Consider the following 25,508-nt stretch of genomic DNA (forward strand, 5'->3'; position numbering starts at 1 on the left):
CTCACTATCCGGAGAAACGCTTTAGCCTTTGCGCCATGTCAGAGCGTTGGAAACAACGTAATTCCAAACCGCGCCCATAACAGCGCCAGCAGCACCAGCAAACCACCAGATTGGTTTGTTCGTGTAGATCAACTCTGCCACACCAACATTTGCTAAAATACCAAAGCTACAGATCACGTAGAATGTAAGCAGACCTTTGACCCACGCAAGCCCTGTCAAACGACGGTCACGATAGGTCAGGCGGTTGTTGAGGAAGAAGTTCGAGGACATGGCCACAAAGGTCGCAATCAACTGCGAGAGGCCAAATGGCATACCGAAGGCGGCAAGGAAGATTTTCAGTGCGATGAGGTGAACAACTACACCTGTTCCACCGACCATGGAGTACATAAGAAAGCGTACTGAAATCTTATCATCGAAGATTTTGGAGACCAGCAAGCCGAGGTAATCCATAGTCACCAATGTATCGAGCTTGCTTTCACCATGTTGACGCTCACGAAAAACGAAAGGCAGTTCTTTCACACGCAGAGCGCCTTTTCCGCTGGCGACAATATCTAGCATGATCTTGAAGCCTTGGGACGACAAACGCGGAGCGAGCTCAACAAACCTGTCGCGGCGCAACATAAAGAAACCGCTCATTGGATCGGACAGTTCTACTTTAAGAAACTTACGGGCAAGATTGTTGGCGAGGTTGGAGCCCCATGCACGGATTGAAGAAAGACCTGTCCCAACATCTCCACCTTCCACATGGCGGGAAGCAACGCAGATGTCGTAGCTTTCAGAACGAAGGGCATCAAGCATCTTGGGCAACAGGCTCTCATCATGCTGAAGGTCAGCATCCATCACAGCTACAAATTTGGAGCTGGAGGCCAGCATGCCTTCGATACATGCGCCGGACAAACCACGCCGCCCAATACGCTGAACAATGCGAACGCGTGGGTCTTGCTGCGCAATTTCTGCAGTGACTTTAGAGGTACCATCTGGAGAATTATCATCAACAACAATAACTTCCCAAGCTACGCCAGCGAGCGCTTTATCCAGCAGCTCAACTACGATGGGCACGTTTTTGCTTTCGTTATATGTCGGCAACACAACGGTTAGCTCTGTCGGTCCGGTGAGCCGGCCTTCGAATTTGCTGATTTCAGTTGGTTCGTAATTGGTGTTTGACACCATGATTTCTCCAGTGTGCAGACCTTCCTATGCATGCGTAAGGGAATGGTCCTTCCATTTTTTGGGGCGACCTTAGCTTCTCTTGACGCTATTGCAAGTATTGATTGGGAAATTTGCGCCGGATTGCATCCCCTTCGCGCCTTGCTCTCCCCTGCTCAATGGGCTAGGAGACTGACAACAGCATGCTTCCCTTGGTGCGTTCTGGGGACTTATTGTGGGAAGCGTTTGCAACAACCCTTTTATTTCATGGATGAGACGGCCTCATGGCAAAAAAGAAAAGTGCCAAGCTCAAAGCTCGTTTACCGCGCGGATTTGTAGATCGTGGTCCAGCTGAACTGCAGGCAATGGAGCAAATGCTCTCCATTATCAAGCAGACTTATGAGCTTTACGGCTTTGAGCCCGTGGAAACTCCAATGTTCGAGTACACTGATGCTCTTGGCAAGTTTTTGCCAGATCAGGACCGTCCGAACGCTGGTGTGTTTTCGCTACAAGATGATGACGAGCAATGGATGAGCCTGCGGTATGATCTGACCGCGCCCCTCGCCCGTCACGTGGCCGAAAATTTCGAAAGCCTGCCAAAGCCTTACCGCAGCTACCGCGCGGGCTATGTATTCCGCAACGAAAAGCCAGGGCCTGGCCGTTTCCGTCAGTTCATGCAGTTTGATGCGGATACGATTGGTGCGCCTTCAGTTTCTGCTGATGCTGAAATCTGCATGATGGCGTCAGACACGATGGAACGCCTCGGCATTGCTCGCGGTGACTATGTGATCCGCGTAAACAACCGCAAGGTTCTGGACGGTGTGATGGAAGTGATCGGCCTTTCCGGGGACGAACACGCTGATACCCGTCTGACCGTTCTACGTGCTGTCGATAAACTGGATCGTCTTGGTGTTGAAGGCGTGAAGCTGCTTTTAGGTGAAGGCCGTAAGGATGCTTCCGGTGACTTTACTAAGGGTGCTGGCCTTGGTGATGCAGAAGCGGAAAAGGTGCTCGCCTTTGTAGAAGCTGGTAGCGAAACCACCGACCAGACCATCGAGAACCTGCGCGGTTTGATCGCAGACAGTAAAACCGGCGCTGAAGGCGTTGAAGAACTGGCGACCATGGGCAAGCTGTTTGATGCAGCTGGCTATACCGATGGTCGTGTTCTGATCGATCCATCCGTTGTGCGTGGTCTGGAGTACTACACCGGTCCTGTTTATGAAGCTGAACTGACTTTTGAAGTAAAAGACGAAAAAGGTCGTCCTGTACGCTTTGGCTCTGTTGGTGGTGGTGGTCGTTATGACGGTCTCGTTTCCCGCTTCATGAGCCAGCCTGTACCTTCTACAGGCTTCTCCGTTGGTGTTTCCCGTCTGATGGCAGCGCTTACAACGCTTGGCAAGCTTGGTCAGGAAGAGATTGCTGGTCCCGTGGTTGTTTGCGTGATGGACAAGGACATCGATTCCCTTGCCCATTATCAAGCCATGGTTCAGGAACTGCGCACTGCGGGTATCCGTGCAGAAATGTATCAGGGTAACCCAAAGCAGTTTGGCAAGCAGCTTCAGTACGCTGATCGCCGCAACTCACCTTGCGCCATCATTCAGGGCTCTCAGGAGCGTGAAGAAGGCGAAATTCAGATCAAAGATCTCATTGAAGGTAAACGCCTTTCTGCTGAGATTGAAGATAACAAAACCTGGCGCGAAAGCCGTCCTGCACAGTTCGCAGTGAAGCGGGATGATCTTGTTGCTGAAGTGAAAAAGCTTCTGAGCGCTCAGGAAGAAGATCGCAAGAACCAAAGCGAGAACTAATATGACATTGGGGGATAACCGCAGCATGGCTTTGAGCCAGCTTTTTCGGGATGCAGGTTATGAAGAGGCAACCCCGCCAATCTTGCAGCCAGCCGATATCTTTTTGGATCTGGCTGGTGAAGACTTACGGCGGCGCCTGTTTCTGACCACAGGAGAAGACGGACAAGAGCTTTGCTTGCGTCCTGACTTTACTATTCCGATTGCCCGACATTATCTGGAAACAGGTGAAGCGGGTCGTACTGCGGCATTCTCCTATGTTGGACAAGTCTTCCGACATCGACCAGGGCAACTGGGTGAAACCATGCAGGCCGGTGTTGAATCTATTGGCCGGGTCGATGAAGAACAGGCTGATGCCGACATGCTAGGCCTTGCTCTAGAAGCTGCGGATAAGCTGGGTCTGTCCTCCCCTCGCATTCGTGTGGGCGATGAAGGCCTGTTCACAGCTGTGCTGCAAGCGCTTGAAATTCCAAAGGTCTGGCAGCGTCGTCTACGTGACGTATTTGGTGAACGTGATCGACTGGATCAGGTTATCACCCGAATGAGCGGTGTTGAAGCCAAGCCGGATGCGAAGCTCGGCTTCCTTGCAGCTCTTGAGGGTCGAGACCCAGAAGCAGCTGTCGCTGTTGTTGAAGATGTACTTTCGCTTGCGGGTATTTCTGCAGTTGGTGGACGTACAGCTCATGAGATTGCTGAGCGTTTTATGGAACAGGCCGCATTGTCAGCAGGCTCTGGCGTGGACAAGGATGTGATTTCACGCCTGAGCGAATACCTCAATGTCTCTGGTCCTCCGCCTGCGAAAGCAGTTGAGACCTTGCATGGATTTGCCACGGAAACCGGCCTTGATCTGGATGCCTCTATTGAGCGTCTGGCCAAGCGCACCGAGCTGATGGCAGAGCGTGGAATCGACATCTCCAAGCTAGAATACTCCGGTGATTTCGGTCGACGCCTTGATTATTACACCGACTTTGTCTTTGAAATTCATCATGAATCCAGTGAACATCTGGGGCAGGTGATCGGTGGTGGCCGCTATAACAAGCTGGTGGAACGCCTTGGTGCGCCAAGCACTGTTCCCGCTGTTGGCTTTACAATCTGGCTGGACCGCGCTTTTGAGGGAGCAAGCTGATGAGCTCTAATCTTATTCTTGCTATTCCTTCCAAGGGTCGTCTTCAGGAAATGACCCATGCATTCTTCGCACGTGCTGGTCTGAAAGTGAAACGTCCGGGCGGTGATCGCAATTACCGCGGTAGCTTGAAGGGCGTGGACGGTGTTGAGATCGCATTCCTTTCAGCCTCCGAGATTGCGCGTGAGATTGCTGCTGGTACGGTTCACTTCGGGATTACCGGAACCGATCTGGTCAACGAGAACATCGACCGCCCCGAGGAAAAGACGCATATCATCACTCCGCTTGGTTTTGGTCATGCAGATGTTGTGATTGCTGTTCCAACGGCGTGGATTGACGTGTCTACCATGTCCGACCTTGCTGATGTTGCTTCAGATTTTCGGGCGCGGCATGGTCGCCGTCTGCGGATTGCAACTAAGTATGTGAACCATACACGGCAGTTCTTTGCGGAAAAGGGCATTGCAGATTACCGGATTGTGGAGAGTGCCGGAGCGACTGAAGGTGCTCCTGCTGCGGGTTCGGCTGAGTTAGTGGTAGATATCACCTCGACCGGTTCTACGCTGAAAGCAAACAATCTGAAGATCCCTGAGGATGGTGTGATTGCCAAGTCTCAAGCACACCTTGTGGCATCCAGAACGGCTAATTGGGATGAGAAAGCACTTCAGGCTGCGCGCCTTATGCTGGACCGGATTACAGCACAGGACAACGCCCACAACTTCAAGGAGATGCGCACTGTTGTTGCTAATCCTGAAAAGGTGCTGGAAAAGGTCGCTTCACTTGGCTGTGTGGCTCCATTTGGTATCGAAGGCTCTTCGCTGATCCTGCACTGTCCTGCTTCCAGAGTTCCTGAATGTGCAGATAAGTTGCGCGAAGAAGGGGCTCAAATGGTTACAGTGACGCCGCTGGAATATGTGTTCCACACGGCGAACCCGCTTTTTGAGCCTCTGGCACAAAAAGTCGCAGGCTAAGATCTAAACCACTGAGAAAAATTTTCGAACGCACCTCTGACCGGGGTGCGTTTTTTATTGCGTTGATTTGCGTTACTTCCGGTAAATCTGCGTTTTTGTGTATCTGCAGACCATCTACAGTAATATCAAAATACTCATCCATCCAATTTATGTAAATTTGGCTCTTTCCCTGAGTCACCTAGACACAACCTTGAAGTGCATTTCTTATATGTGCTCAATGCACATATTTAAATATTTATGAAATTCGAGGAAAACAGATGGCTGCAGATAAAATGCCTCTTGAAGGTGACAACAGCTACGGTTTCAAGCGTGGAATAGGCAAAGACTATTTTGGAGGAGCGCCTGGTATCACCACCATTCGTTTTGATGGTGACCTCACACTAAGTGATTTTAAGATCCGCCTGGAAGGTGGCGATCTGGTTTTTTATCTTATCGATCCGGCCAATCCAAATCAGCCGCTTAATGAGATTGCTGATATTTTTTACTTCGATAACTGGATTGCTGATGATCACGGTATTGAACGGTTTGAGTTTGCTGATGGGACATCCCTGTCGAAAATTGCCATACAAAGTAACGGACGCCTAAAGCTCTATGGAACTGCTGGTGACGATGCCTTTATCGGTACTGCCGATAGAGATGAGATTTACGGCAGTGCTGGTGCGGACACTATTGATGGTAAAGGCGGTACCGACATCGTCAACTATCTTCTGTCTGATGCTGGCGTGACTGTTAATCTTGCGACAGGTGAGGGCTCTGGTGGCCATGCTGAAGGCGATCAGATCTCAAATGTCGAGTCCATCATTGGTTCTTATCATGATGATGTCCTGATTGGTGATGACGGCAACAACAACCTGTTTGCTCAAAACGGTAATGATCACCTGGAAGGTGGAGCCGGTGATGATTGGCTCAATGCTTATGGTTCAGGAGCTGACTACCTTGATGGTGGCTCAGGAAACGACACTGTACGCTATCGCTGGTCAGGATCTGCGGTTACCGTGGACCTGACAGATCAAGCAAACAATGCTGGTGATGCTTCTGGTGACGTCTACGTTTCCATCGAGAATGTCATGGGTAGTAACAGCTACGGCGACCACATTACTGGTGATGCTGGCGACAACAAGATCTGGGGCTATGGTGGTGATGACACGCTTAAAGGCGGCGATGGGAATGACACCCTCCTTGGCGGTGCTGGAAACGATACTCTCCAAGGACACGACGGGGACGATCATCTTGAAGGTGGGGCTGGCAACGATAAGCTGAGCAGTTCCGCTGGCAACAACATCCTTGATGGGGGAGACGGCAACGACACCTTCTTCAGCATCACTTATGGTGAAGATCAGATCCTTGGCGGAAGCGGAGACGACACCATTTATGCAGTAACTGGCACTTCCGTTATCACCGGAGGAACAGGTGATGATACAATAAATGTCTCCTCTGCAGAAGTTACCGTCCATTATGATCTCGGTGATGGCCACGACATCGTTGACTTATGGTATCCAGAAAAACCAATTCATAAAAATCATGAGGTAATTTTTGGCTCTAGCATCTCACCCGATGAAGTCACTGTCAGGCGTGTCGGAGAAGGCACTGATGCGTATGGGAAGAACCGTGATGATCTTGACCTTCTGCTGACCTTTAAGGATGGCGGAACGTTACTCATCAAGAACGCTTTCTTTTACGGACCTAACGGTTTTATCTTAGGTGAGCTCCACTTTGCAGATGGCACTGTCTGGAACTGGGAGACCTTCAACAAAATGCGTTTTGAGAACGCAGGGGATGAAGGTGAAGAGCTCGCTGGCACCCTAGGCGATGACGTGATTGATGGCCGAGGCGGTGACGATAAAATCGACGGTTACACTGGCGACGACCACCTCCTTGGCGGTGCTGGAAACGATACTCTCCAAGGACACGACGGGGACGATCATCTTGAAGGTGGGGCCGGCAACGATAAGCTGAGCAGTTCCGCTGGCAATAACATCCTTGATGGGGGAGACGGCAACGACACCTTCTTCAGCATCACTTATGGTGAAGATCAGATCCTTGGTGGAAGCGGAGACGACACCATCTATGCAGTAACAGGCACTTCCGTTATCACCGGTGGAGAAGGTGATGATACAATCAACGTCTCAACTGCTGAAGTGACAGTTCATTATGACCTTGGTGATGGCAACGATATCGTCGATTTGTGGTATCCAGAAAAGACACACCATAAAAATCACAAGATCATTTTTGGCTCCGGCATCTCACCAGATGAAGTAACTGTCACGCGTGTCGGAGAAGGCACTGATGTAAATGGCAATAGCCGCGATGATCTCAGCCTTCTGCTAACCTTTAAGGACGGCGGTACGCTGCTCATCAAAAACGTTTTCTATTACGGGCCAACACATCTCAACTTTAGTGAGTTTCAGTTTTCAGACGGCACTGTCTGGAACTGGGAGTTCTTCAATAAGATGCTCTATGAAAATGCCAGTGATGCAGACGATTATCTCGTAGGAACCTTGGGTGATGACACAATCAACGGCCTCGGCGGAGATGACGAGATTCTAGGCCATTCCGGTGACGATCATCTCATTGGAGGTGAAGGAAACGACAACCTCTTCGGCGGAGAAGGAAATGACCACTTAGAAGGCGGCGCTGGCGACGATAAACTGAACGGTTGGTCGGGCAATTCCATCCTTGATGGAGGAGATGGCGACGATACAATTACAAGTATTACTCATGGAGTAGACCAAGTCATTGGCGGAAGCGGTGATGATACAATCATGGTTAGGTATGGTTCTGCAGTTGTAACTGCTGGAACAGGCGATGATAGACTTAATATCTCATTGGCAGATGTCACTATTCACTACAATCTTGGGGATGGGAATGACGTTGTTGATTTTTGGTACCCAGAGAAACTGCAGAATGAAAATCATAAGTTAGTTCTTGGTGAGGGTATCTTGCCAGATGAAGTCGTAATCACACGGGCATCAGCCAACTCAGCCAGTCTTCTTGTGACCTTTAAAGACGGTGGCACGTTGCTTCTGGGTCAGGTCATGGACCGATACACTTTGCGCTCTGATTTCGGCGAGATCGAGTTTGCTGATGGTACGGTCTGGAACTGGGAGAACATCAACCAGAAGCTTCAAGAGCACATTGGTGACGGAAACGATGTTGTTGGAGGAACCTCCGGTAATGACATCATTGATGGCATGGGCGGAGATGACACCATTTATGGTGAAGCAGGTGATGATGTCCTCTCAGGAGGAGATGGAAACGACGACCTAAAAGGTGGCGCAGGGAATGATCAACTCAGTTCCGGCAAAGGAGATGACTACCTTGACGGTGGTGATGGTGACGATGTCCTCGCAGCCAACGGTATAGGAAGTGCCCAGCTTCATGGCGGTAATGGCGATGATACCCTCTATCACATACAGGGCTCATCAATCATAAACGGCGGAAATGGTGACGACACCATCCATTACTTTGGTGGTGATATCACAGTTGAGTATGGTGTCGGTTCTGGTGATGACATCATTCGCGCAGGTGGACTTGCGGGCCCCAACAACAAACTCATGCTTGTGGGAGCAAAGCCGGATGAAGTCCTTTTGAGGCATGCGGGAAGCGACTCAATTGAGTTTACTTTCAGCGATGGTGGTACATTGCTTCTTGAAAACGGCTATTTCCAATCATCTGAAAAACTGCTGTTCAGCGAAATTCAGTTTCTTGATGGAACAGTCTGGACCTGGGACGACGTCAACCAAAAGCTCATCGACAGCGCAGCAGCCCACGCTGCAGATCACGGAGTGACCGACGGTGATGACACCATCAACGGTACAGTTGACGGTGATATTATCAAAAGCCTTGCAGGCGATGATGTAATTGATGGCGGTGCAGGAAGAGACTTCATTTTTGCAGGAGACGGCAACGACACCGTCAAAGGAGGAGATGACAAGGATATACTTAGTGGTGGCGATGGAGACGATCACATTTCTGGTGGCGCTGATGATGATAACATCAACGGTGGTGCAGGAGATGATCAAATCTTCGGTGGCGAAGGCAACGACCACCTCTCCGGTGGAGAGGGAGATGATATCGTCAAAGGTGGTGCCGGGAACGACCAGCTCAGCGGCGGCACTGGTAATGACACCCTTGATGGAGGTGATGGCGATGATGTCATTTCAGCCTACCATGACGGGAATAGCACGCTTATAGGCGGAGCTGGAAACGATAAGTTCTACACGCTTCCATCACCGACGCTGTCTAACTTTGTGAAAGTTGAAGGTGGAACCGGGGATGACATCCTTGAATATATCGGCGGCGAAGTTTCATTCCATTATGACCTTGGAGATGGCAATGATACAATCCGAACAAATAGTGTGTTGAACCCATACAGCAAGATTGTGTTTGGGGAAGGCATTTCACCAGATGAAGTCGCAATAGAGCGACTGGGTAATACCGAAAGCGGCTGGTCTGGCCTCCAATACTCCTTCAAGGATGGTGGTAGCATAGTCATCACGACTGCATTCACCGACACTCCAGGCGAACTGCAGTTTGGTGAGCTTCAGTTTGCAGACGGCACTGTCTGGAACTGGGAAGACATCCATCGGAAGCTTCTGGAAAACGCAAGTGATGAAGGTGAAATCCTTTGGGGTACGAATGGCGATGACGTCATTAACGGCCTTGGCGGAGATGATATAATTGATAGTGTAGAAGGTGATAACCAGATCTCTGGTGGAACTGGAAACGACATTATCACCAGCGGTTTTGGAGATGATACAATCATATTCGGAGAGAACTTCGGAAATGACACACTCATCGATTTTCATTTCGGCGAAGGCTCTCGTGATACCATACAGTTCACAGATGGTGTGTTTGAAAGCTTTGAGGATGTGATGTCTGCTGCTCGTCAGGAAGGCTTTAATACAGTCATTCAACTTGATGAAGACAACTCAATCACTCTCCAGTATGTCGACGTTTCGCATTTACATGCTGATGACTTTGCATTTGTCTCTTAACTTTTACATATAGCACTCAACTTCGAAGCCTCGGCACTACCGTGCCGAGGCTTTGTCGTAACCACATCTTGGAAGTAATGACGGAAACTTCTTTAACCGTTTGGAATACACTTTACATCCTAGGTTGCGATGCGCCTTGTAAAAGGAAAATATCTATAAACTATTGTTATTTTTAACATTTTTTAAGCATATAAGATCGATAATTTGTATTTTCAATTCACTCTGGGTCAGTCATACGCAACCATGAGCCGCATAAATATTACGTGCAATCTGCACATTTATAAAAATTTATGAAACTCGAGGATCGTAGCCATGAAAATCCAACTCGGAAGTGGCAATGAGAACTATTCTACTTCTAGTTCTGAAGACCACCTTGTTTTAGCCGGTGCAGGCAATGACACGATCAGAACTGCCGCAGGCGATGACAAGGATGTTATTAAAGATGCCTTGGGTAGTGATGTGGTGAAGTTTGGTGCCGGCATAACGATGGATAGCATCAGGATTACTGCCGGCGGACCTGACAACAAAGATCTGAAGATTTACCTTATTGATCAAGCAAACCCAGAGCAGCCTCTCGATGAGATTACAGATGCTCTGACAATCGAAAACGGTGTGGGCAATCAAATCTTGGCAGACCAGTTTGTGTTTGCTGATGGTTCGACATTGCCAAAATTCGAAGTCCATGAAGATGGAAGTCTCAGATACTTTGGTACTGATGAAGACGACACTTTCGTCGGGTCTGATGCAGACGAAGAGATTTACGGAAGCGCTGGCGTCGATATCATCGATGGCAGTGGCGGTCGCAATGCCATCAGATACAACAACTCTGCTGAAGCGGTATCAGTCAATCTGGCGACCGGTGAGATATCCGGTGGCGATGCTGAAGGTGATCAGCTCACGAACATAAGTCAAGTTTTCGGCACAAGTTATGACGATGTGATCATTGGAGATGACAACAACAACGGTCTTTTTGGCCTTGATGGAGATGACCACTTGGAAGGTGGTGGCGGTGATGACTGGCTAAATGCCTATGGCTCTGGTTCTGATTACCTTGATGGCGGCACCGGCAATGATACCGTGCGATATCGCTGGTCAGAGTCAGCTGTCACGGTAGATCTTACTGACCAGGCTAACAATGCAGGTGATGCAGCTGGAGATACCTACGTCTCCATTGAAAACGTCATGGGAAGCGATGAGTATGGCGACATTATTGTTGGTGACGCTGGCAACAATAATCTCTGGGGCTATGGTGGCGATGATACCCTCACAGGAGGAGACGGCGACGATACTTTCTTGTTTGAAAAGAATTTTGAACATGACATCATCACAGACTTCACTGCTGGTGCCGGTTCTGAGGATGTGATCCAGTTCGCAGCTACATTCGATAGTGTTGCAGATGTTCTTGCTGCTGCGAGTGATGTTGGTGCGGATACTGTTATCTACGTAAATGATGATACTTCGATCACCCTTCAGAATGTTTCTGTAGCTGACCTTCATGCAGATGACTTTGCATTTGTCTAAGTGATTAGAAATTAGACAATTATGAAGCCTCGGCATTACTGTGCCGGGGCTTTTTTAGTAGTGCAAATCACGGGGGTTGCTTTGAGGGGTGGCGAATAGGTGACAGATGTTGCAGCACCCGTAATGTAGATAGGTATTCCCTTGCGTGCGGTGGGTTTCTTCAATAGCAATGCGCTGATTGTTAGAAAAGTTATTTTAAGGAACGCGACGTGGGAAACGGACAGGATTTGGCGCAAACGCTGGGGGTACGCAGTGACCTCCTTGTGGAGCGGAGCGTTAGTGAGGTTGTGGTGCATCCAGACCGGATTGTTCTGCGCATACCGGATGAGCCTCATTACTGGGCTGGCAATATGGTGTTCTTTCGCGGCGATAAGGTCGATCCTGAACAGCAGATCGCGCAGTTTCGTAAGGACCTTCCAGAGGCGGCGCATACGATGTTTGGGTGGGATACGCCTGACATGAAGATCGGGCCAGAGCACGCCCCCTTCTCCAGGTTTGGATACGAGCTGGAACAGATCGATGTCCTGAGCCTGGCCCAACCTCTCAACCGTGCCCCTACGCCCGATGGGATCAACATACGCCCGATCGAGACCGAAGAGGACTGGAAGCAAGTCATCGCGCTTCAGATCGATACTGCTGTTGAGCAAGGTTATGACCGCGATAGCTTCGGAATTTACGTGTCTAAACGTTTTGAGAGCCGTCGCAGACAGATTAAGGCAGGACTGGCGAACTGGTTTGGCGCCTTTGATGGGGATCTCTTGGTTGCTGATCTGGGTATCTATGCCGACGCAGCTGTTTCGCGTTTTCAGGAAGTTGAGACACGCCCCAGCCATCGTAAGCACGGCATATGCGCGGCACTCGTCACAGTTGGGGTAGATTGGGCTAAGGCGCAGGCACCTGAAACAATACCTGTTTTACAAGCTCACAGTGACGGTCCTGCAGGGCGGATCTATCGGCGTTGCGGCTTCGAGCATCGCGAAACTCTCGTTCTTGCAATCCTTCCGCCTCAAGGCACCTTTGAGCGCCCGGCTGACACTGCATGATTGAGGCTTAACGGAATAGCTGCAACAGTAGTTTGAGGTGAGTGGTCCCCCTCACCTCATAAATCTCATCACCAATACTCTTGCTAGGCCGTCACTGGACGCACGAGAGCCTCACGTTTGGCTTCAACGATGTCCCGGCAGCAGCAGCCCTCCAGGTGGTCATTGACCATGCCCATGGCTTGCATGAAGGCGTAGACGGTGGTTGGACCCACGAAAGACCAGCCGCGTTTTTTGAGATCTTTGGAGATGGCCGTGGAGATTTCGGTTTTACCGAGCGTCTTGAGGTTGGCGTAGTCACAGACCTTGGGGCGTTGGTCCTCGGTTGGTTCCCACTTCCAGAAGTAGGCTGCAAGTGAACCAAATTCCTCACGCATTTCCAGTGCACGATTGGCGTTGTTGATGGTGGAAGTAATTTTGCCGCGGTGGCGGATGATGCCGGCATCCTGAACAAGGCGTTCAATGTCATTTTGTGTGAACTTTGCGACCTTCTCAAAGTCGAAACCTGCAAAACCGGCGCGGAAGTTCTCGCGTTTACGCAGAATAGTGATCCAAGACAGGCCGGACTGAAAACCTTCGAGGCAGATTTTTTCAAAGAGGCGGATATCGTTAGTAACCGGATGCCCCCACTCGTTATCATGATAGGCCTGATAGAACGGGTCTCCGCCATGCCACCAGCAACGGTCCTTGCCGTCTTCTCCGCGGATCAGTCCTTCAGCAATCGGTGTTGAATTCTGGTCCATTGCCTTGCCCTTCATGGTCAATTGTCTCTGCGGGTTCTTGTTAGGCAATCATCAGTCACCCTCAATAACCCACTCAAAATGTTTATGTTATGTTCTCTTATAAAGCATTGGCTTGCCAAAATAGCAAGCCATCTGCATGTCTCTTTTAGAAAAGATCAATCGAACAAAGCGTCAATGTCATCCTGTGTCACGGTACCAGCTTCCACATCCAGAGCCGGGCCATGAAGCAGAGCAGAATCGTCGCCTTCTTTCTCAGAGGAAATGCGATCACTGATCTCCTTGAAGCTTTCAATACCGCCCCAAATCTCAATCATACGGATGATGCGCTCTTCAACAAATGACAAGGTGTTCACCACCTTGCTGATGCGCTGGCCGGTGAGATCCTGGAAGTTACAGGCTTCAAAGATCGACACCACCTGCTCATGAATGTCGGTTACAAGGCCTTCGTGCTCACTTGGAACCATTGGCATAACGGTTGCCGCACTCTGGTCGATGACCTCAGCTGCGGTCAGGATTTGCTCGGTCGCGCCTTCTGTTCCTGACACAATAGCACCAAGCTCCAATGTCACACGGCCACGCTCGTCATTATCAACGCTTGCCTTGCTGTGAAGAGCTGCAATTTCATTCTTGGTTTCAGCGATGGCTTGATAAATCGCATCCAGCTCGCCTTTGAGCTTTGCGGCTTCACCGATTTCCTCACGCAATTCTTCCGCGACGCGCCGGGACAGTTCTTGTGGGTCGGTCGAAGGAGATCCCACCAGCTCTTTCAGGCTGGCAATTTCTTCCATAACCTGCTGGTGACGCAACTCTTCACCATTGTCCTGAATCGGAGTGCTTACTTCGGTGCGTACGCTGCGCACTCCGAACTGAGCCTCTGCACGAAAGGTTTTTCTTACAACTGACATCCCAACCCCGAACTCATGAAGCAAATACGCTTCCTATTAAAGGCCACACCGTCGCTACTCCTGTCCGGCGATGCGCCCTCTTTTGTTTTCCGCCATTCCTTCGCAAACTGGCACAGGCTTACGAAGACAAGCTCTCAATTACAGATTTTAAACAGCAATCCCGGTCGCAAGACGCGCCCATGCACCCATATGTATGATGGGTACGATTCGCACTCCTGCACGCCGGTCACTACTCACTTACTTCTTAGAGTGTTAATTATTACCTTAGATTTATCAGCATTGATTTTTAAAGATAATTCCGCCGTTTGGCCGCATAGTTCAGTAACAATTGGTTAACCTTAGTTTGAACTAGCATAAATTACATTGATAATTTTAACAGTTACTAGAGCTGCAACTCCTAGTTTTCCGAGGACATCGGGTCATTGGCAAGGTCCAGAGGAGTGTGGAATGTTTGGGGCATCGTCAAAGAGCAAATCAAACTGGCTTGTTACTTTATTCAGCGTGGGTGGCTTGGTCTGTGCGTTTGGTTCTGCTGCTCAGGCAGAATACAAGCCGCGAGCCACTGCGCCTCCGCTTGTCCTCAGCCCTGATCTTGCAAATCCATGGGTTGTGCAAATCCCACGGTCTCAAGCCAAGGCGGTTCAGAACCTCCGCGGCTCTAAAAAACAAGCGAGGCGATCACGGACAACATCAAAGCGGTATGATCGCCGTATTCCAAAACAGTTCTTGCCGACAACAGTCAGCTACAACACCTCCTATTCACCGGGATCTGTCGTGATCGATACGACATCACGATATCTTTACCTGGTGCAAAGCAACGGCAAAGCCCGCCGCTATGGCGTGGGTGTTGGCCGTCCTGGTTTTGAATGGGCTGGCGTCCACAAAGTTACCCTTAAGCGGGAGTGGCCAGACTGGCGGCCACCTGCAGAGATGCTGAAAAGACAACCAAGCCTGCCCCGTTACATGCCGGGTGGACCGCGTAACCCATTGGGCGCGAGGGCACTTTACCTTGGCTCCACACTCTATCGTATTCATGGATCAAATGAGCCATGGACGATTGGCCAAGCTGTTTCTTCTGGTTGCATTCGTATGAGAAACGAAGATGTGGCGGAGCTGTATAATATGGTTCCAGTTGGCGCAAAGGTCTATGTGCGCTAGGCATGCAGGTTTGTTGCAATCTTGGGTGCAGGAAACTATGATAAGACAACAACTTCAAGTTGCTTGCCGTACCCCAGCTCAAGGCAAAGCATCAAAAAATAAAGGTCTGTCTTTAAACAGACTTATTATGAGAATGTGCCGTTGCTGACCATCTGATTGAGGGACTTTTTCCCCCAGACCACATCTGTGTGTTTTGGGAGTGCCGCGTATGTGTGCCAAGAAGAATGGACTAGTCATCAGCAAAGACGAAGTGGTTGCAACTCTTTCCAATATTTTGTCCAGCCCCAACTTCAGGCGAAGCCCGAAACTGACTGCTCTGCTGACGTTTCTCGTCGAGCGAAAACTCTCCAAACAGGAAGACGACCTCAAAGAGCAAATTATTGGGCAGAAGGTTTTCAACTTACCTGCAGGCTTTAATCCGCGTGAAAACCCAATTGTGCGGGTCAACATCTCGCGTTTGCGGTCTCTTCTGCGCGGATATAACGACGAACATCATGACGCCCATCATATGCAGATCCGATTGCCGGATATGGGTTATGTACCAACTTTTGTAAGTTTACAGCCAATTCCTGAGGGTACTGATGAAGTAAGTGCCGCGGAGCCCTCACAGCCCATAAGCGAGGAACGCTCGCCCATTGAATTGCTGGATGAGCCATTGAACTCTGATGACATCACCCAGATCCGCGAGGTTTTGGAGGATTGCCTGAAAGACCAGGGACCATCACTCAATCGGTATACGCTTGCAGCCATCCTGCTTGGCTGTTTCGCCAGTATCCTGAGCCTCTTGCTGCTTGCGCACGAGACTGGTTTGGTTTTTGCGGGAGACTGGCATACCCAAGTCGTCGCGGCGACACCTACGACAATTGACGAGGGTCAGCTCCCCCCCGAAATTGCAGAGGAACTACGACACATCGAAGGCGAACTTGGCGGGAAAGTCAGCTGCAAAATTCGCTCCGATGGGCATATTCACGCTGAGTAGAGCGCTTACGACGTGAATGCCTCAACCAAAACATTTAATCTGCGTTTGGATGAGTTGCAATATGCCTGCATTTTAGAGGACTGTCTCAATCATGCTTGCTAAGTATTCATCTCTTACATTGCCAGTGTACAGCCGCTCTATGAATAATCCAGGAAATCAAGGGAGAAGTTAAGCTCAATGAATTTTCCTCCTTAAAATCATTGCGTTAACATATTCAATTTCAGGAATTGCCTGAAGCTGCGAAAGGCACAAAATCAAGCTCATAAATGCATTGGGAATCAAATTTTTCACCTTTGCATGTCCCCCACGACGCCGAGAGTATCGGTTCAATTTTTTAAGGCGGGAATTTTGAGATGAAGACTGTTTTCTTGATTACGTCATTTCTTTCGGTTGGATTATTCCTTTCAGGGTGCGCCAGTGTCACACGCGGTATGAGTGAAAAAGTCCAAATCTATGCTTCTCCAGAAGATGCAAAGATCTCAACGGACATTGGAATGACCTGCAACTCCTCGCCTTGTACACTCAAGATTTCACGCAAAGAAAAGTTCAACGTCACCGTTTCCAAAAAAGGCTACAAAACGCAGAAAGTGCATGTCACCACTGAAGTTGCTGGAAGCGGTGCCGCAGCCATGGCGGGCAATGCTCTGATCGGAGGTGTGATTGGTGTAGGTGTGGACGCTTATACCGGTGCGATGCTCAATCACAAACCGAACCCAGTTCTAGTTGAGCTCAAGCCAATAAACCCAGCAAACCCAAATACACCGATCGGCGATCTCTCACATATTCGGAAGGAATACGCTGACAATGAGAAAGCTCATCAGGAGAACGTTATGCGGCGTGGCGGTGGTGTATGACCGACAAATACCTCTCAATCTTATTTGAGAGGTATTTGTATAAGGCAGCCTAAATCAGCGCGCCTACGCCTTACCCAGCAGCACTGGCTTTGGGCCACCATAGGCCCAGTCCAGCAGCTCGATGCTATGGATGACCGGGATTTGGGTGCCGCTGGAGATTTGGGTGATGCAGCCAATGTTGCCAGTGGCGACAAGCTCCGGATGGGTGGCTTCCAGATTGCCGACTTTGCGGTCTCTCAGGGCAGTGGCGATTTTGGGCTGCATGATATTGTAGGTGCCAGCCGAACCGCAGCAGAGATGACTTTCCTGAGGTTCTCTGACAACAAAGCCAGCATTTTGCAGCAGTTTTTTGGGTTGCCATGTGATCTTTTGGCCGTGCTGCATGGAACATGCAGAATGATAGGCGACGGTCAGGTCTTCATGCAGTTGCGTCTCACCTAGATCCTGCTCAATCAGAAACTCAACGATGTCCTTGGACATCTCGGAGATCTTCTGAGCTTTTGCTGCGTATTGCGGATCCTCTCGCAGCATGAAGCCGTAGTCCTTGATGGTGGTGCCACAGCCAGATGCAGTGATAATGACGGCATCCAACCCTTCACCTTCCATCTCCCTCATCCACGCATCAATGTTGGCTTTGGCTTGTTCGTTGGAGGCTTCCTCCTTGCCCATGTGATGCACGAGTGCGCCGCAGCAGCCTTCCCCTTTTGGGAAGACAACTTCGTAACCGATGCGAGTAAGCAAGCGGGTTGCGGCATCATTGATGGACGGGGCAAGCACGCTTTGGGCGCAGCCTTTCAAAATGGCGACGCGGCCTTTTTGCTGCGTTTCTGGAGCCACGCTCTCCTGCCCGATAAACTGGGAAGGCGTTGATGATTTGGTTGGTGCTAATGCTAACATAGCACCCAGTTTTGCAAGTGTTCCGCCACAGCTCTTCATAAGGCCTGCGAGCGGGCGACCATAGAAAGCAGCGGCGATGGCAAGGCGGAAGCGGCCTGGCTCTGGCAAAACGGCCTGTAGCACAGCTCTGAGTATCCGGTCTTGCAACGGGCGCTTGTAGGTGCGCTCAATATGAATGCGGGCATGATCTACCAGATGCATGTAATTTACACCTGACGGACAGGTGGTCATGCAAGACAAACATGACAGACAGCGGTCGATATGTTTGACGGTCTTGGCATCTGCGGGCCGGTCGTTTTCCAGCATCTCTTTGATGAGGTAGATGCGACCACGTGGGCTGTCCAGTTCATCTCCCAGTAGTGCGAATGTTGGGCAGGTTGCGGTACAAAACCCGCAGTGCACGCATTTGCGCAGGATCTGTTCGGATACTGCTGTGGCACTGTCTTTGAGTTGTTCTGGCGTAAAGTTGGTTTGCATGAGCTAGATCCCCGCGTACATACGGCCCGGGTTAAGGATGCCGTGTGGATCAAACTGCGCTTTTAGACGTTTTGAAAGACCCATTAACGTCTCTATCTGCGGCTGGAAGACATCAACACTGGCACGGAGTTCAGCACTCCCTCTCAGGAGCATCGCGTGTCCACCTCCATTCTCGGTGATGATCCGGCGCAGAGGAACATCATGAGGCCCTTCACCTTCCATTTCTACCCAGACAAGACCACCAGCCCAATCCATCATCCATTTGATTGCAAATCGCTTTTCCAACTCAGCAATCACTTGTTGCCCTGCAGTCGGGGAGACCGAGAGTTTCCATAGCGGCTTGTCACTTCCGGCAAACGGAATGAGGTCGCGCAGATCACCCCATGTTTTGCGGGAGGCCTGCCCTTCAATGAGCTCCTGCGATGGAAAGCGTTTCAGGATGCTACGAAGCTTATCCAAACGATAATCGATAGAAACGGGAATGCCTTCCAATCTGAGTAAGGTGATGGAATGTTCTAGTGAAAGCGGGCAGAAGCCTTTGGGCAGATAGCCTGCAGAAGAAACCTCTGCAGAAGACCCCATAGCTTCGGACATGGCACTGGAAGCTTCCTGAGGTGTCAGGCCCAGAAGCACGAAGGTGCATTCTTTCGCAGCGCGTGGGAGGACTTTGATGGAGAAACTTGTGGCAACAGCCAGAGTGCCCCATGAGGAACAGAAGCCGCGGGACAGATCGTAACCGGTCACGTTTTTCACCACGCGTCCACCTGCTTTGAAGATCTCGCCACGTCCAGAAACAGCTTCCAGACCAAGCACGTGGTCGCGCGCCGCACCGGCTTTGAGGCGACGTGGACCAGACAGGTTTGTTGCCAAAACACCGCCGATGGTGCCTGCCTGAGCTGCCACACCCAAAACAGCGCTGAGATCAGCCGGTTCAAAAGGAAGTTCCTGATTATGCTCCTTCAAGAGGGTCTGAACGTCCGTCAGCGGTGTGCCCGCTTTGACTGTGAGCACCAGCTCTGCCGGTTCATAGTCGATCACGCCAGTAATGCCGTCAATGCGCAGCGTATGCGCGGACTGTACTGCCCTGCCCCAGTTGCGTTTGGAGCCGCTGCCGATTACTTCCAGCGGAGTTCGCTCGGCGGCGGCCCATTTGACGACCGCCTCCAGCTCATCAGCTGTTGTTGGGTGGAAACCCTCTCCCATGGTTTCGTCCTGTTCTCTTATCTTTAGTCATCCACTTACGCTTTAGAAGCGTGGAATATCCGGGAATGGCAACTGGCCTTGATGTACGTGCATGAAGCCAAGCTCCGCACAGCGATGAAGGACCGGGAACATCTTGCCCGGATTGAGAAGCTGCTTTTCATCAAACGCGCACTTCACACGTTGCTGCTGTTTCAGGTCATCCTCAGAGTACATTTCCGGCATGAGATCGCGTTTCTCAATACCGACGCCATGTTCTCCTGTGAGGACACCGCCCACTTTTACGCAGAGGCGCAGGATATCTGCGCCAAAGGCTTCTGCTGCTGCCAGCTCGCCGGGAATATTAGCGTCATAAAGAATGAGTGGATGCAAGTTTCCATCACCTGCGTGGAACACGTTAGCGACACGTAATCCGTGTTTCTCACTCAGCTCCTGCATCTCCTGCAGGACTTGTGGCAGAGCTGCGCGTGGAATGGTGCCGTCCATGCACAAATAATCCGGCGAAATACGGCCCACTGCCGGGAAAGCTGCCTTGCGCCCTGCCCAGAATGTATTGCGCTCCTCTTCTGATTGAGAGACGCGCAGGTAAGATGAGCCGTTCTTTTCTGCGATTGCACTGACACGCTTGAGCAAGTCATCAACTTCTGCTTCAGGGCCGTCCAGTTCCACGATCATGAGGGCATCGACATCCAGCGGATATCCGGCATGTACGAAGTCCTCGGCAGCATCAATGGCGAGCTTGTCCATTAGCTCCATGCCACCGGGGATGATGCCCGCTCCGATGATTTCAGCAACACATTTGCCGGCTGTTTCTGAGGTTGGGAAGCCAATCAGGGCAGCGCGTGCTGTTTCCGGTTTTTGTAGAACGCGGACAGTGACTTCAGTGACAACGGCAAGCAATCCTTCGGACCCTGTAAGCAGGGCCAGCAAGTCGTAGGCCTCAGAATCCAGATGTTTGCCGCCGAGGCGGATCACCTCTCCAGTGATGAGAACGATCTCCAGCCCCAACAGGTTGTTGGTGGTCAAACCGTATTTGAGGGAGTGCACTCCGCCTGAATTTTCTGCGATGTTGCCACCAATGGAACAGGCTATCTGGGAGGATGGATCTGGGGCATAATAGAAACCATCCTGCTGTACAGCCGTCGTAATCCCCAGGTTCGTCACACCCGGCTGGGTCACAACTGCCCGGTTTTCCAGATCTATTTCCAAAATCCGATTAAATTTCATCATGGACAGCAAAACGCCGTCTTCCAGCGGTAATGCGCCGCCAGACAGGGAGGTACCGGCGCCACGAGGCACCACCTTTACATCGTTGTCATAGCAGTACTTGAGCACTCGCGAGACCTGATCCACTGTCTCAGGCAGAACCACCACAAGCGGCAGTTGGCGATATGCGGTCAAGGCATCCGTCTCGTAGGGACGCATCTCGACTTCATCGCAGATAACACCTTCTCCACGCACGATTTTTTGCAAATCAGCGACGATTTTGGAGCGTTTTTTTAGTGTTTCTTGTGATGGTTTTGGCATCGCGATTGCTGCCATCAGGCCTCCCTCCTGAGTTGTGATTTGAAACTATATTTCCAAGCCGCCAACCCAACCGTTCTTACTGAATACAATGGCTGAGACTCTCACAATTTATGCAAAGATAAAAGCCGCATTAAGTCTATTGTCGCCCACGAAACAACGGCTTCAGTTTTTGGTGAGTTTGACTCAAAGCAAGTTATTTTCAGTCGTTTATGCTTATGATCAATTCCGTCCGCGACAATATGCCGTAACAATATATACGAAGGTAACGTCGAATCTATGGGAACTGCCCCATGAGTTAGACTATGTTGTTCTCTATTCGCGGTTATCTCTTAGGATATAGTGGGAAGGATAAAATATGAAGCAGTTTGGCGTCGTTGCAGCGCTTGCATTGCTGTTGAGTTCCGGTGCGGCATTCGCTGAAGGCGATGTTGCTAAGGGCGCAAAAGTTTTCAAAAAATGTAAGGCTTGTCATGCTGTTGGTGAAAAAGCCAAGAACAAGGTAGGACCTAAACTCAACGGCATCATCGATGCTGGTTGGGGTGAAGTTGAAGGCTACAAGTATTCCAAACCTCTTCTGGCAGGTAAAGAAGAAGGTAAAGCTTGGGACGCAGCTACCCTGGACGCATACCTTACAAAACCGAAGAAAGTTATCCCGAAAGGTAAGATGGCTTTCGCTGGTCTTAAGAAAGAAAAGCAGCGTCAGGACGTTATCGCGTACCTCGCTCAGTTCAATAAAGACGGCTCCAAGAAATAATTGGATTCCAGAGATTCTAAAGATCGGGGGTCGCAGTTCTGCGGCCCTTTTTTATTTGGCCTACCCTCATCCTTCTGCCTTACGCACCATCTTGTTTGCGAGGATTGGGATGCCGTTATAGTCGGTCATGAACTCGTTGGTAATGACAAAACCAAATTGCTCATAGAGCCGCTTTGCGGGGTAGTTGGATTTGGCGACATAGAGAGTTGCTTCGCCCTCAGCCCTATCCAGCATGTGTTGCATGAGCGTTCTGCCAATGCCCTTGCCTCTGCCTTTCGGGTGGACGAACAATGATCTCAGATCAGCTCCATCCTGAGCTGCATAAGCCAACATTTTCTCTTCTTCATAAACTGAGATTTGTGACGTGATGAGACTCGTATACCGCTTAGGGTCCTGTTCAAGCGGGAGTAACTCAAACTGCTTATCTTCATAGGCAAACTCATCAAGTTTGGACTTTGCGTAAATATCTAGCACAGCTGGAAGGTCCGCTTCCTGATACGGTCTGATCATCATTCAACTCTTTCTAAGTATATATGTTTTTCGGTTCCCTTATAATTTGATGGCAGGCAATTGAGGTGACTTTGTGCGCCTGCTTTTGATTGTAGTGTAGTACAGTCCAATTGCAGAATAAAACTCGGTCATTTCATGCAAAAAGGGATGCATGAAGCACCCCTTTTTTGGCGTTAAGTACAAAGCTGATTAAGCCAGTTCTGTGAAGATTTCACCTTCTGGGAGGCGGGATTTTGGGAGGGCGGCGTTGAAGTCGCTTTCGTGACGATGGCCGAGGGCAATCAAAGCAACGGCGCGGTAGCCTTTTTCGGTGAGGCCGAACTCTTCGTCCAGTGCTTGTGCATCTACGCCTTCAATCGGCACTGCATCAATGCCCAGCGCACCTGCACCCAGAAGGATGGTTCCCATGTTGAGGTAGACCTGTTTTTCCATCCAATGGTCAGCGTCTTTCAACTGGTCACGATGAATGCCAACAAAGGTGGCACGGCCTGCTTTAACTGTCTCTTTTACAGCTGGGTCAGCGAAGCGTTTGTCTTGTTCTTCCGCTTCCAGTAGACGGTCCAGATATTCATCAGAGATGTCTGTTCTTACGCAGAAAACGATGACGTGGGAGGAGTTGAGCACCTTGCCGTTGTTGAAGGAGAACATGCCCTGTGTTCCCTTTGAAACGCGCTCGCGCCCTGCCGGTGTATCTGCGATGATAAAGTGCCATGGCTGTGAGTTGACGCTGGATGGGCTAAAGCGAAGCAGAGATTTAATATGGTCAAACTGCTCTGCAGAGATCTGCTTTGCAGGATCAAATTCCTTGGTGGAATAGCGGCTTAGCGCGACGTTTTTCAAGTTCATGCTCATTTTCCGGTTTCTTGTTCTAAGTGATGTTCTGACCGGAAGATAACCATTAGTTTCTTCTTAGCAAGTACGCACAAAAAATGCACATAGGCACAAAATGTATACTATTGGCTCTGTATCCGACACCTCATAGATCATTACCGCTGTCCGAGCTTTACCTGCCTCCTATCAAGATCAAAATCTTGGATACTATCTGCACGTTATCTTGATTGTGCAAAGCATCGAACGAAGTCAATTTCCATCCAAGAATCTTGTTCTGGTGTCTTTGGGCCACTGTGAGGAAACTCATAGAAATTCAACATAAGCTGCATTGGATAATTCGGAGATTGAGAGGTCGTTGTAGCCAGTTCACCATCGATGAAAAACTCGATCTTACCTGGAGACCAATCCATCGAATAGACGTGCCAATCAGCGACATCGATGGGCAAAACGCTATCGTCGAATTCATCTTTGAGGAGCGGGTCATTAATGCGTTTTATTCCGCGTCCGACTTGAGCTTCTTTTGCTGCCGCACTCTTGCCAAAAATCTCAAAGACCGTAATTTCTCCAGAATGTGCAGGCTGATCTTCAAAGCCGATCAGCCACAACGCGGCCAGGTTCCATGGTTTCAATTTTGTACGAACGCGTATATCGAGCCTACAATAATGCGGTAAAAACAATCGCATTTCAGGAACTTCAGATTTTACTATGAGCCCATCCCGAAACCGATGCTGCCCATAGGGGCTGTTGAGATCGCCAGCAAAATGCCCGGTCTGGAGACCTGATACTTTGTTTTCTCCATCAAACTCAGGCGACCAACATTGCTGGTTTTCAGAGATGAACAAACGCAGTCTTTCATCCGTTATCTCATAATTCGCCGCAGATAATTCCAAGGAACTCCAATGAGGGAGGTAGTTGGGCAACCATTTACTTCTATCAAGAACGGGAACATCAAAGTTGTCTTCAAAGATGAGCTTGAAGTTTGGTTGGAGATTCATGCAGATGCCTTCACATAATGAATAAATGAAATTGCTGTCGCGAATTTGCGGCCTCAGGTTTTGCTCAAAGTATCACACTGCCGACAGTTAGTTTAAGGTGGTGTCCTCAAACCTAAGCAATCTCTTTAAGCATTGAAGTCCCCTTCGAATTGTGGCAGGCAGGTTTGAGCGAATTCATTTATGCATTGCTCAGAATCTGCAGGACTTTTCTTTTCATGGCCCGACAAAGACGCCCCAAATATAAGAAGGATGCTCGGGTCGGTTTGTTTGTTTCCTGCACTACCAATCTCTTTCGCCCTTCCCTGATAAAAGCTGCAGTTCATCTGCTGGATAGAGCTGGTTATGAGATTGAAGCACCGAGCATTCAGAGTTGTTGCGGGCTTGTGTCGCTGCGCTCCAATGAACTGGAGGATGCGCGGGATTTGGCGAAGGAGGTGATTTCGCAGTTTGGCCACTACGACTATGTGGCTGTGCTTTCGCCGTTTTGTGCCAAGGTATTTGAGCGGGCCTATGCGCCTCTCCTCTCGGAGCAGTCTGAGGAACTGGCGAAGATCACGACCAAGTTTACGCGCAAATGCTTTGAGGTGTCTGATTTGCTGCTGGCTGCACCTGAGTTTGGGCAGAGCTTGCAGGGTTTTGCAGGTAAGGTTGCGTTTCTGGATGTGTCAGATGCACCAAATCTGTTTGGCAGTCAGGTGGCTTCCCGCACTTTGCTGGGTCAGATGGAGCAAGTCAGCGTTGTTGACCTGCCGCAGATTTGCGCTTCTCAAGTGAAAGGCGCTCCAGAGGGGACGATCTCTCCCGAACTGGGGGCCGGTGATCTGAGTGGTTTGCTGCACGCTGTGCGCTCATGCGGGGCTGGCACGCTCGTCTCGACAGACCTGACGCTTCTGATGGAGCTTTCTACCCATCTGCGCCGCTATGGGTCTGCCATTGAGCTCAGACCTGTTCTAGAGGTTCTGGCAGGCGATATCCAGTCTATGCCGATTGGCTTGAGTGCCCGTGTGATGGCTGGTCAGTCCGTCCTCTGATTCCCCTGGGTCGACGCCGAAACTTGCGCAGGGATTGTGGTTCCTGGTGC

General features: G+C 50.1%; 20 protein-coding genes. 11 read left to right on the top strand and 9 right to left on the bottom strand.

What is annotated here, in order from left to right; all coding sequences use genetic code 11:
• Positions 1-21 precede the first annotated feature (21 nt).
• On the bottom strand, positions 22-1,170 hold the full coding sequence (locus BM231_RS05925) for a glycosyltransferase (protein ID WP_093517564.1): 1,149 nt from the start codon (positions 1,168-1,170) through the stop codon (positions 22-24).
• A 260-nt stretch (positions 1,171-1,430) separates the two neighbouring features.
• Between BM231_RS05925 and hisS the strand changes: the two genes are divergently transcribed.
• The 6 genes from hisS to BM231_RS05955 all read left to right on the top strand — a co-directional run bounded on the left by hisS (position 1,431) and on the right by BM231_RS05955 (position 12,600).
• Positions 1,431-2,951 carry a histidine--tRNA ligase gene (gene hisS / locus BM231_RS05930; RefSeq protein ID WP_093517574.1) on the top strand — a complete coding sequence of 507 codons (1,521 nt, stop codon included), beginning with the start codon at positions 1,431-1,433 and terminating at the stop codon, positions 2,949-2,951.
• Position 2,952: 1 nt separating this feature from the next.
• Positions 2,953-4,074 (top strand): ATP phosphoribosyltransferase regulatory subunit, encoded by a 1,122-nt coding sequence (locus BM231_RS05935; protein ID WP_093517576.1) that lies wholly within the window; start codon positions 2,953-2,955, stop codon positions 4,072-4,074.
• Positions 4,074-5,039, top strand: a complete 966-nt coding sequence (gene hisG / locus BM231_RS05940; RefSeq protein ID WP_093517578.1) for an ATP phosphoribosyltransferase — start codon at positions 4,074-4,076, stop codon at positions 5,037-5,039. Before BM231_RS05935 ends, hisG begins: the two co-directional genes overlap by 1 nt.
• Positions 5,040-5,296: 257 nt before the next feature.
• Positions 5,297-10,036, top strand: a complete 4,740-nt coding sequence (locus BM231_RS27325) for a calcium-binding protein (RefSeq protein ID WP_093517580.1) — start codon at positions 5,297-5,299, stop codon at positions 10,034-10,036.
• A 312-nt stretch (positions 10,037-10,348) separates the two neighbouring features.
• Complete coding sequence (locus BM231_RS05950; protein WP_093517582.1) at positions 10,349-11,557, top strand: calcium-binding protein; 1,209 nt, start codon at positions 10,349-10,351, stop codon at positions 11,555-11,557.
• A 209-nt stretch (positions 11,558-11,766) separates the two neighbouring features.
• Positions 11,767-12,600: a GNAT family N-acetyltransferase gene (locus tag BM231_RS05955; protein ID WP_208860117.1), complete on the top strand. Its 834-nt coding sequence runs from the start codon at positions 11,767-11,769 to the stop codon at positions 12,598-12,600.
• Between the two features lie 83 nt (positions 12,601-12,683).
• Here BM231_RS05955 and BM231_RS05960 read toward each other — a convergent pair whose 3' ends face one another.
• Positions 12,684-13,340 carry a DNA-3-methyladenine glycosylase I gene (locus BM231_RS05960; protein WP_093517881.1) on the bottom strand — a complete coding sequence of 219 codons (657 nt, stop codon included), beginning with the start codon at positions 13,338-13,340 and terminating at the stop codon, positions 12,684-12,686.
• Positions 13,341-13,495: 155 nt separating this feature from the next.
• Positions 13,496-14,245: a protein phosphatase CheZ gene (locus BM231_RS05965; protein ID WP_208860118.1), complete on the bottom strand. Its 750-nt coding sequence runs from the start codon at positions 14,243-14,245 to the stop codon at positions 13,496-13,498.
• 447 nt (positions 14,246-14,692) lie between these two features.
• Between BM231_RS05965 and BM231_RS05970 the strand changes: the two genes are divergently transcribed.
• The 3 genes from BM231_RS05970 (at position 14,693) to BM231_RS05980 (ending at position 17,236) form a co-directional block, all read left to right on the top strand.
• Positions 14,693-15,403: a L,D-transpeptidase gene (locus tag BM231_RS05970; RefSeq protein WP_093517586.1), complete on the top strand. Its 711-nt coding sequence runs from the start codon at positions 14,693-14,695 to the stop codon at positions 15,401-15,403.
• Positions 15,404-15,611: 208 nt separating this feature from the next.
• Positions 15,612-16,382 carry a SurA N-terminal domain-containing protein gene (locus BM231_RS05975; protein ID WP_093517588.1) on the top strand — a complete coding sequence of 257 codons (771 nt, stop codon included), beginning with the start codon at positions 15,612-15,614 and terminating at the stop codon, positions 16,380-16,382.
• 353 nt (positions 16,383-16,735) lie between these two features.
• A complete protein-coding gene (locus BM231_RS05980) occupies positions 16,736-17,236 on the top strand; it encodes a translation initiation factor 2 (protein ID WP_093517590.1) in 501 nt (166 codons plus the stop codon).
• A 63-nt stretch (positions 17,237-17,299) separates the two neighbouring features.
• On the opposite strand, the gene glcF is transcribed toward BM231_RS05980, so the two are convergent.
• Genes glcF through BM231_RS05995 form a run of 3 tightly spaced genes read right to left on the bottom strand, consistent with a single transcriptional unit; the run spans position 17,300 to position 21,352 of the window.
• Complete coding sequence (glcF, locus tag BM231_RS05985; protein ID WP_093517592.1) at positions 17,300-18,610, bottom strand: glycolate oxidase subunit GlcF; 1,311 nt, start codon at positions 18,608-18,610, stop codon at positions 17,300-17,302.
• A 3-nt stretch (positions 18,611-18,613) separates the two neighbouring features.
• On the bottom strand, positions 18,614-19,813 hold the full coding sequence (gene glcE, locus BM231_RS05990) for a glycolate oxidase subunit GlcE (protein ID WP_093517594.1): 1,200 nt from the start codon (positions 19,811-19,813) through the stop codon (positions 18,614-18,616).
• A gap of 42 nt (positions 19,814-19,855) precedes the next feature.
• Entirely contained in the window at positions 19,856-21,352 is a 1,497-nt protein-coding gene (locus BM231_RS05995) for an FAD-linked oxidase C-terminal domain-containing protein (RefSeq protein ID WP_093517603.1), read from the bottom strand.
• Positions 21,353-21,692: 340 nt separating this feature from the next.
• On the opposite strand from BM231_RS05995, the gene BM231_RS06000 reads away from it, so the two are divergent.
• Positions 21,693-22,091, top strand: coding sequence for a c-type cytochrome (locus tag BM231_RS06000; protein ID WP_093517605.1), 399 nt, complete (start codon positions 21,693-21,695; stop codon positions 22,089-22,091).
• A 66-nt stretch (positions 22,092-22,157) separates the two neighbouring features.
• On the opposite strand, the gene BM231_RS06005 is transcribed toward BM231_RS06000, so the two are convergent.
• The 3 genes from BM231_RS06005 to BM231_RS06015 all read right to left on the bottom strand — a co-directional run bounded on the left by BM231_RS06005 (position 22,158) and on the right by BM231_RS06015 (position 24,427).
• Positions 22,158-22,601: a GNAT family N-acetyltransferase gene (locus BM231_RS06005; protein ID WP_208860119.1), complete on the bottom strand. Its 444-nt coding sequence runs from the start codon at positions 22,599-22,601 to the stop codon at positions 22,158-22,160.
• Positions 22,602-22,790: 189 nt separating this feature from the next.
• The gene (nfsB, locus tag BM231_RS06010; RefSeq protein ID WP_093517609.1) at positions 22,791-23,447 is read right to left on the bottom strand and encodes an oxygen-insensitive NAD(P)H nitroreductase; all 657 of its coding nucleotides are present in this window, start codon (positions 23,445-23,447) and stop codon (positions 22,791-22,793) included.
• 203 nt (positions 23,448-23,650) lie between these two features.
• Positions 23,651-24,427 (bottom strand): glycoside hydrolase family 16 protein, encoded by a 777-nt coding sequence (locus tag BM231_RS06015; RefSeq protein ID WP_093517611.1) that lies wholly within the window; start codon positions 24,425-24,427, stop codon positions 23,651-23,653.
• Between the two features lie 215 nt (positions 24,428-24,642).
• Between BM231_RS06015 and BM231_RS06020 the strand changes: the two genes are divergently transcribed.
• Positions 24,643-25,458: a heterodisulfide reductase-related iron-sulfur binding cluster gene (locus tag BM231_RS06020; protein ID WP_093517613.1), complete on the top strand. Its 816-nt coding sequence runs from the start codon at positions 24,643-24,645 to the stop codon at positions 25,456-25,458.
• The last annotated feature ends 50 nt before the right edge of the window (positions 25,459-25,508 follow it).

It is taken from the genome of Pseudovibrio ascidiaceicola (genome assembly GCF_900114245.1).
In the GTDB taxonomy this organism is placed as follows: domain Bacteria; phylum Pseudomonadota; class Alphaproteobacteria; order Rhizobiales; family Stappiaceae; genus Pseudovibrio; species Pseudovibrio ascidiaceicola.

Excerpts from the sequence above, each read along its gene's own strand:
- BM231_RS06000 (WP_093517605.1), top strand. The coding sequence starts at position 21,693 with ATGAAGCAGTTTGGCGTCGTTGCAGCGCTTGCATTGCTGTTGAGTTCC.
- hisS (WP_093517574.1), top strand. The coding sequence starts at position 1,431 with ATGGCAAAAAAGAAAAGTGCCAAGCTCAAAGCTCGTTTACCGCGCGGA.
- BM231_RS05935 (WP_093517576.1), top strand. The coding sequence starts at position 2,953 with ATGACATTGGGGGATAACCGCAGCATGGCTTTGAGCCAGCTTTTTCGG.
- BM231_RS06005 (WP_208860119.1), bottom strand. The coding sequence starts at position 22,601 with ATGATCAGACCGTATCAGGAAGCGGACCTTCCAGCTGTGCTAGATATT.
- BM231_RS05950 (WP_093517582.1), top strand. The coding sequence starts at position 10,349 with ATGAAAATCCAACTCGGAAGTGGCAATGAGAACTATTCTACTTCTAGT.
- hisG (WP_093517578.1), top strand. The coding sequence starts at position 4,074 with ATGAGCTCTAATCTTATTCTTGCTATTCCTTCCAAGGGTCGTCTTCAG.
- BM231_RS05970 (WP_093517586.1), top strand. The coding sequence starts at position 14,693 with ATGTTTGGGGCATCGTCAAAGAGCAAATCAAACTGGCTTGTTACTTTA.
- BM231_RS05995 (WP_093517603.1), bottom strand. The coding sequence starts at position 21,352 with ATGGCAGCAATCGCGATGCCAAAACCATCACAAGAAACACTAAAAAAA.
- BM231_RS05980 (WP_093517590.1), top strand. The coding sequence starts at position 16,736 with ATGAAGACTGTTTTCTTGATTACGTCATTTCTTTCGGTTGGATTATTC.
- BM231_RS06020 (WP_093517613.1), top strand. The coding sequence starts at position 24,643 with ATGGCCCGACAAAGACGCCCCAAATATAAGAAGGATGCTCGGGTCGGT.
- BM231_RS05975 (WP_093517588.1), top strand. The coding sequence starts at position 15,612 with ATGTGTGCCAAGAAGAATGGACTAGTCATCAGCAAAGACGAAGTGGTT.
- BM231_RS06015 (WP_093517611.1), bottom strand. The coding sequence starts at position 24,427 with ATGAATCTCCAACCAAACTTCAAGCTCATCTTTGAAGACAACTTTGAT.
- BM231_RS05960 (WP_093517881.1), bottom strand. The coding sequence starts at position 13,340 with ATGGACCAGAATTCAACACCGATTGCTGAAGGACTGATCCGCGGAGAA.
- nfsB (WP_093517609.1), bottom strand. The coding sequence starts at position 23,447 with ATGAACTTGAAAAACGTCGCGCTAAGCCGCTATTCCACCAAGGAATTT.
- BM231_RS27325 (WP_093517580.1), top strand. The coding sequence starts at position 5,297 with ATGGCTGCAGATAAAATGCCTCTTGAAGGTGACAACAGCTACGGTTTC.
- glcF (WP_093517592.1), bottom strand. The coding sequence starts at position 18,610 with ATGCAAACCAACTTTACGCCAGAACAACTCAAAGACAGTGCCACAGCA.
- glcE (WP_093517594.1), bottom strand. The coding sequence starts at position 19,813 with ATGGGAGAGGGTTTCCACCCAACAACAGCTGATGAGCTGGAGGCGGTC.
- BM231_RS05965 (WP_208860118.1), bottom strand. The coding sequence starts at position 14,245 with ATGTCAGTTGTAAGAAAAACCTTTCGTGCAGAGGCTCAGTTCGGAGTG.
- BM231_RS05925 (WP_093517564.1), bottom strand. The coding sequence starts at position 1,170 with ATGGTGTCAAACACCAATTACGAACCAACTGAAATCAGCAAATTCGAA.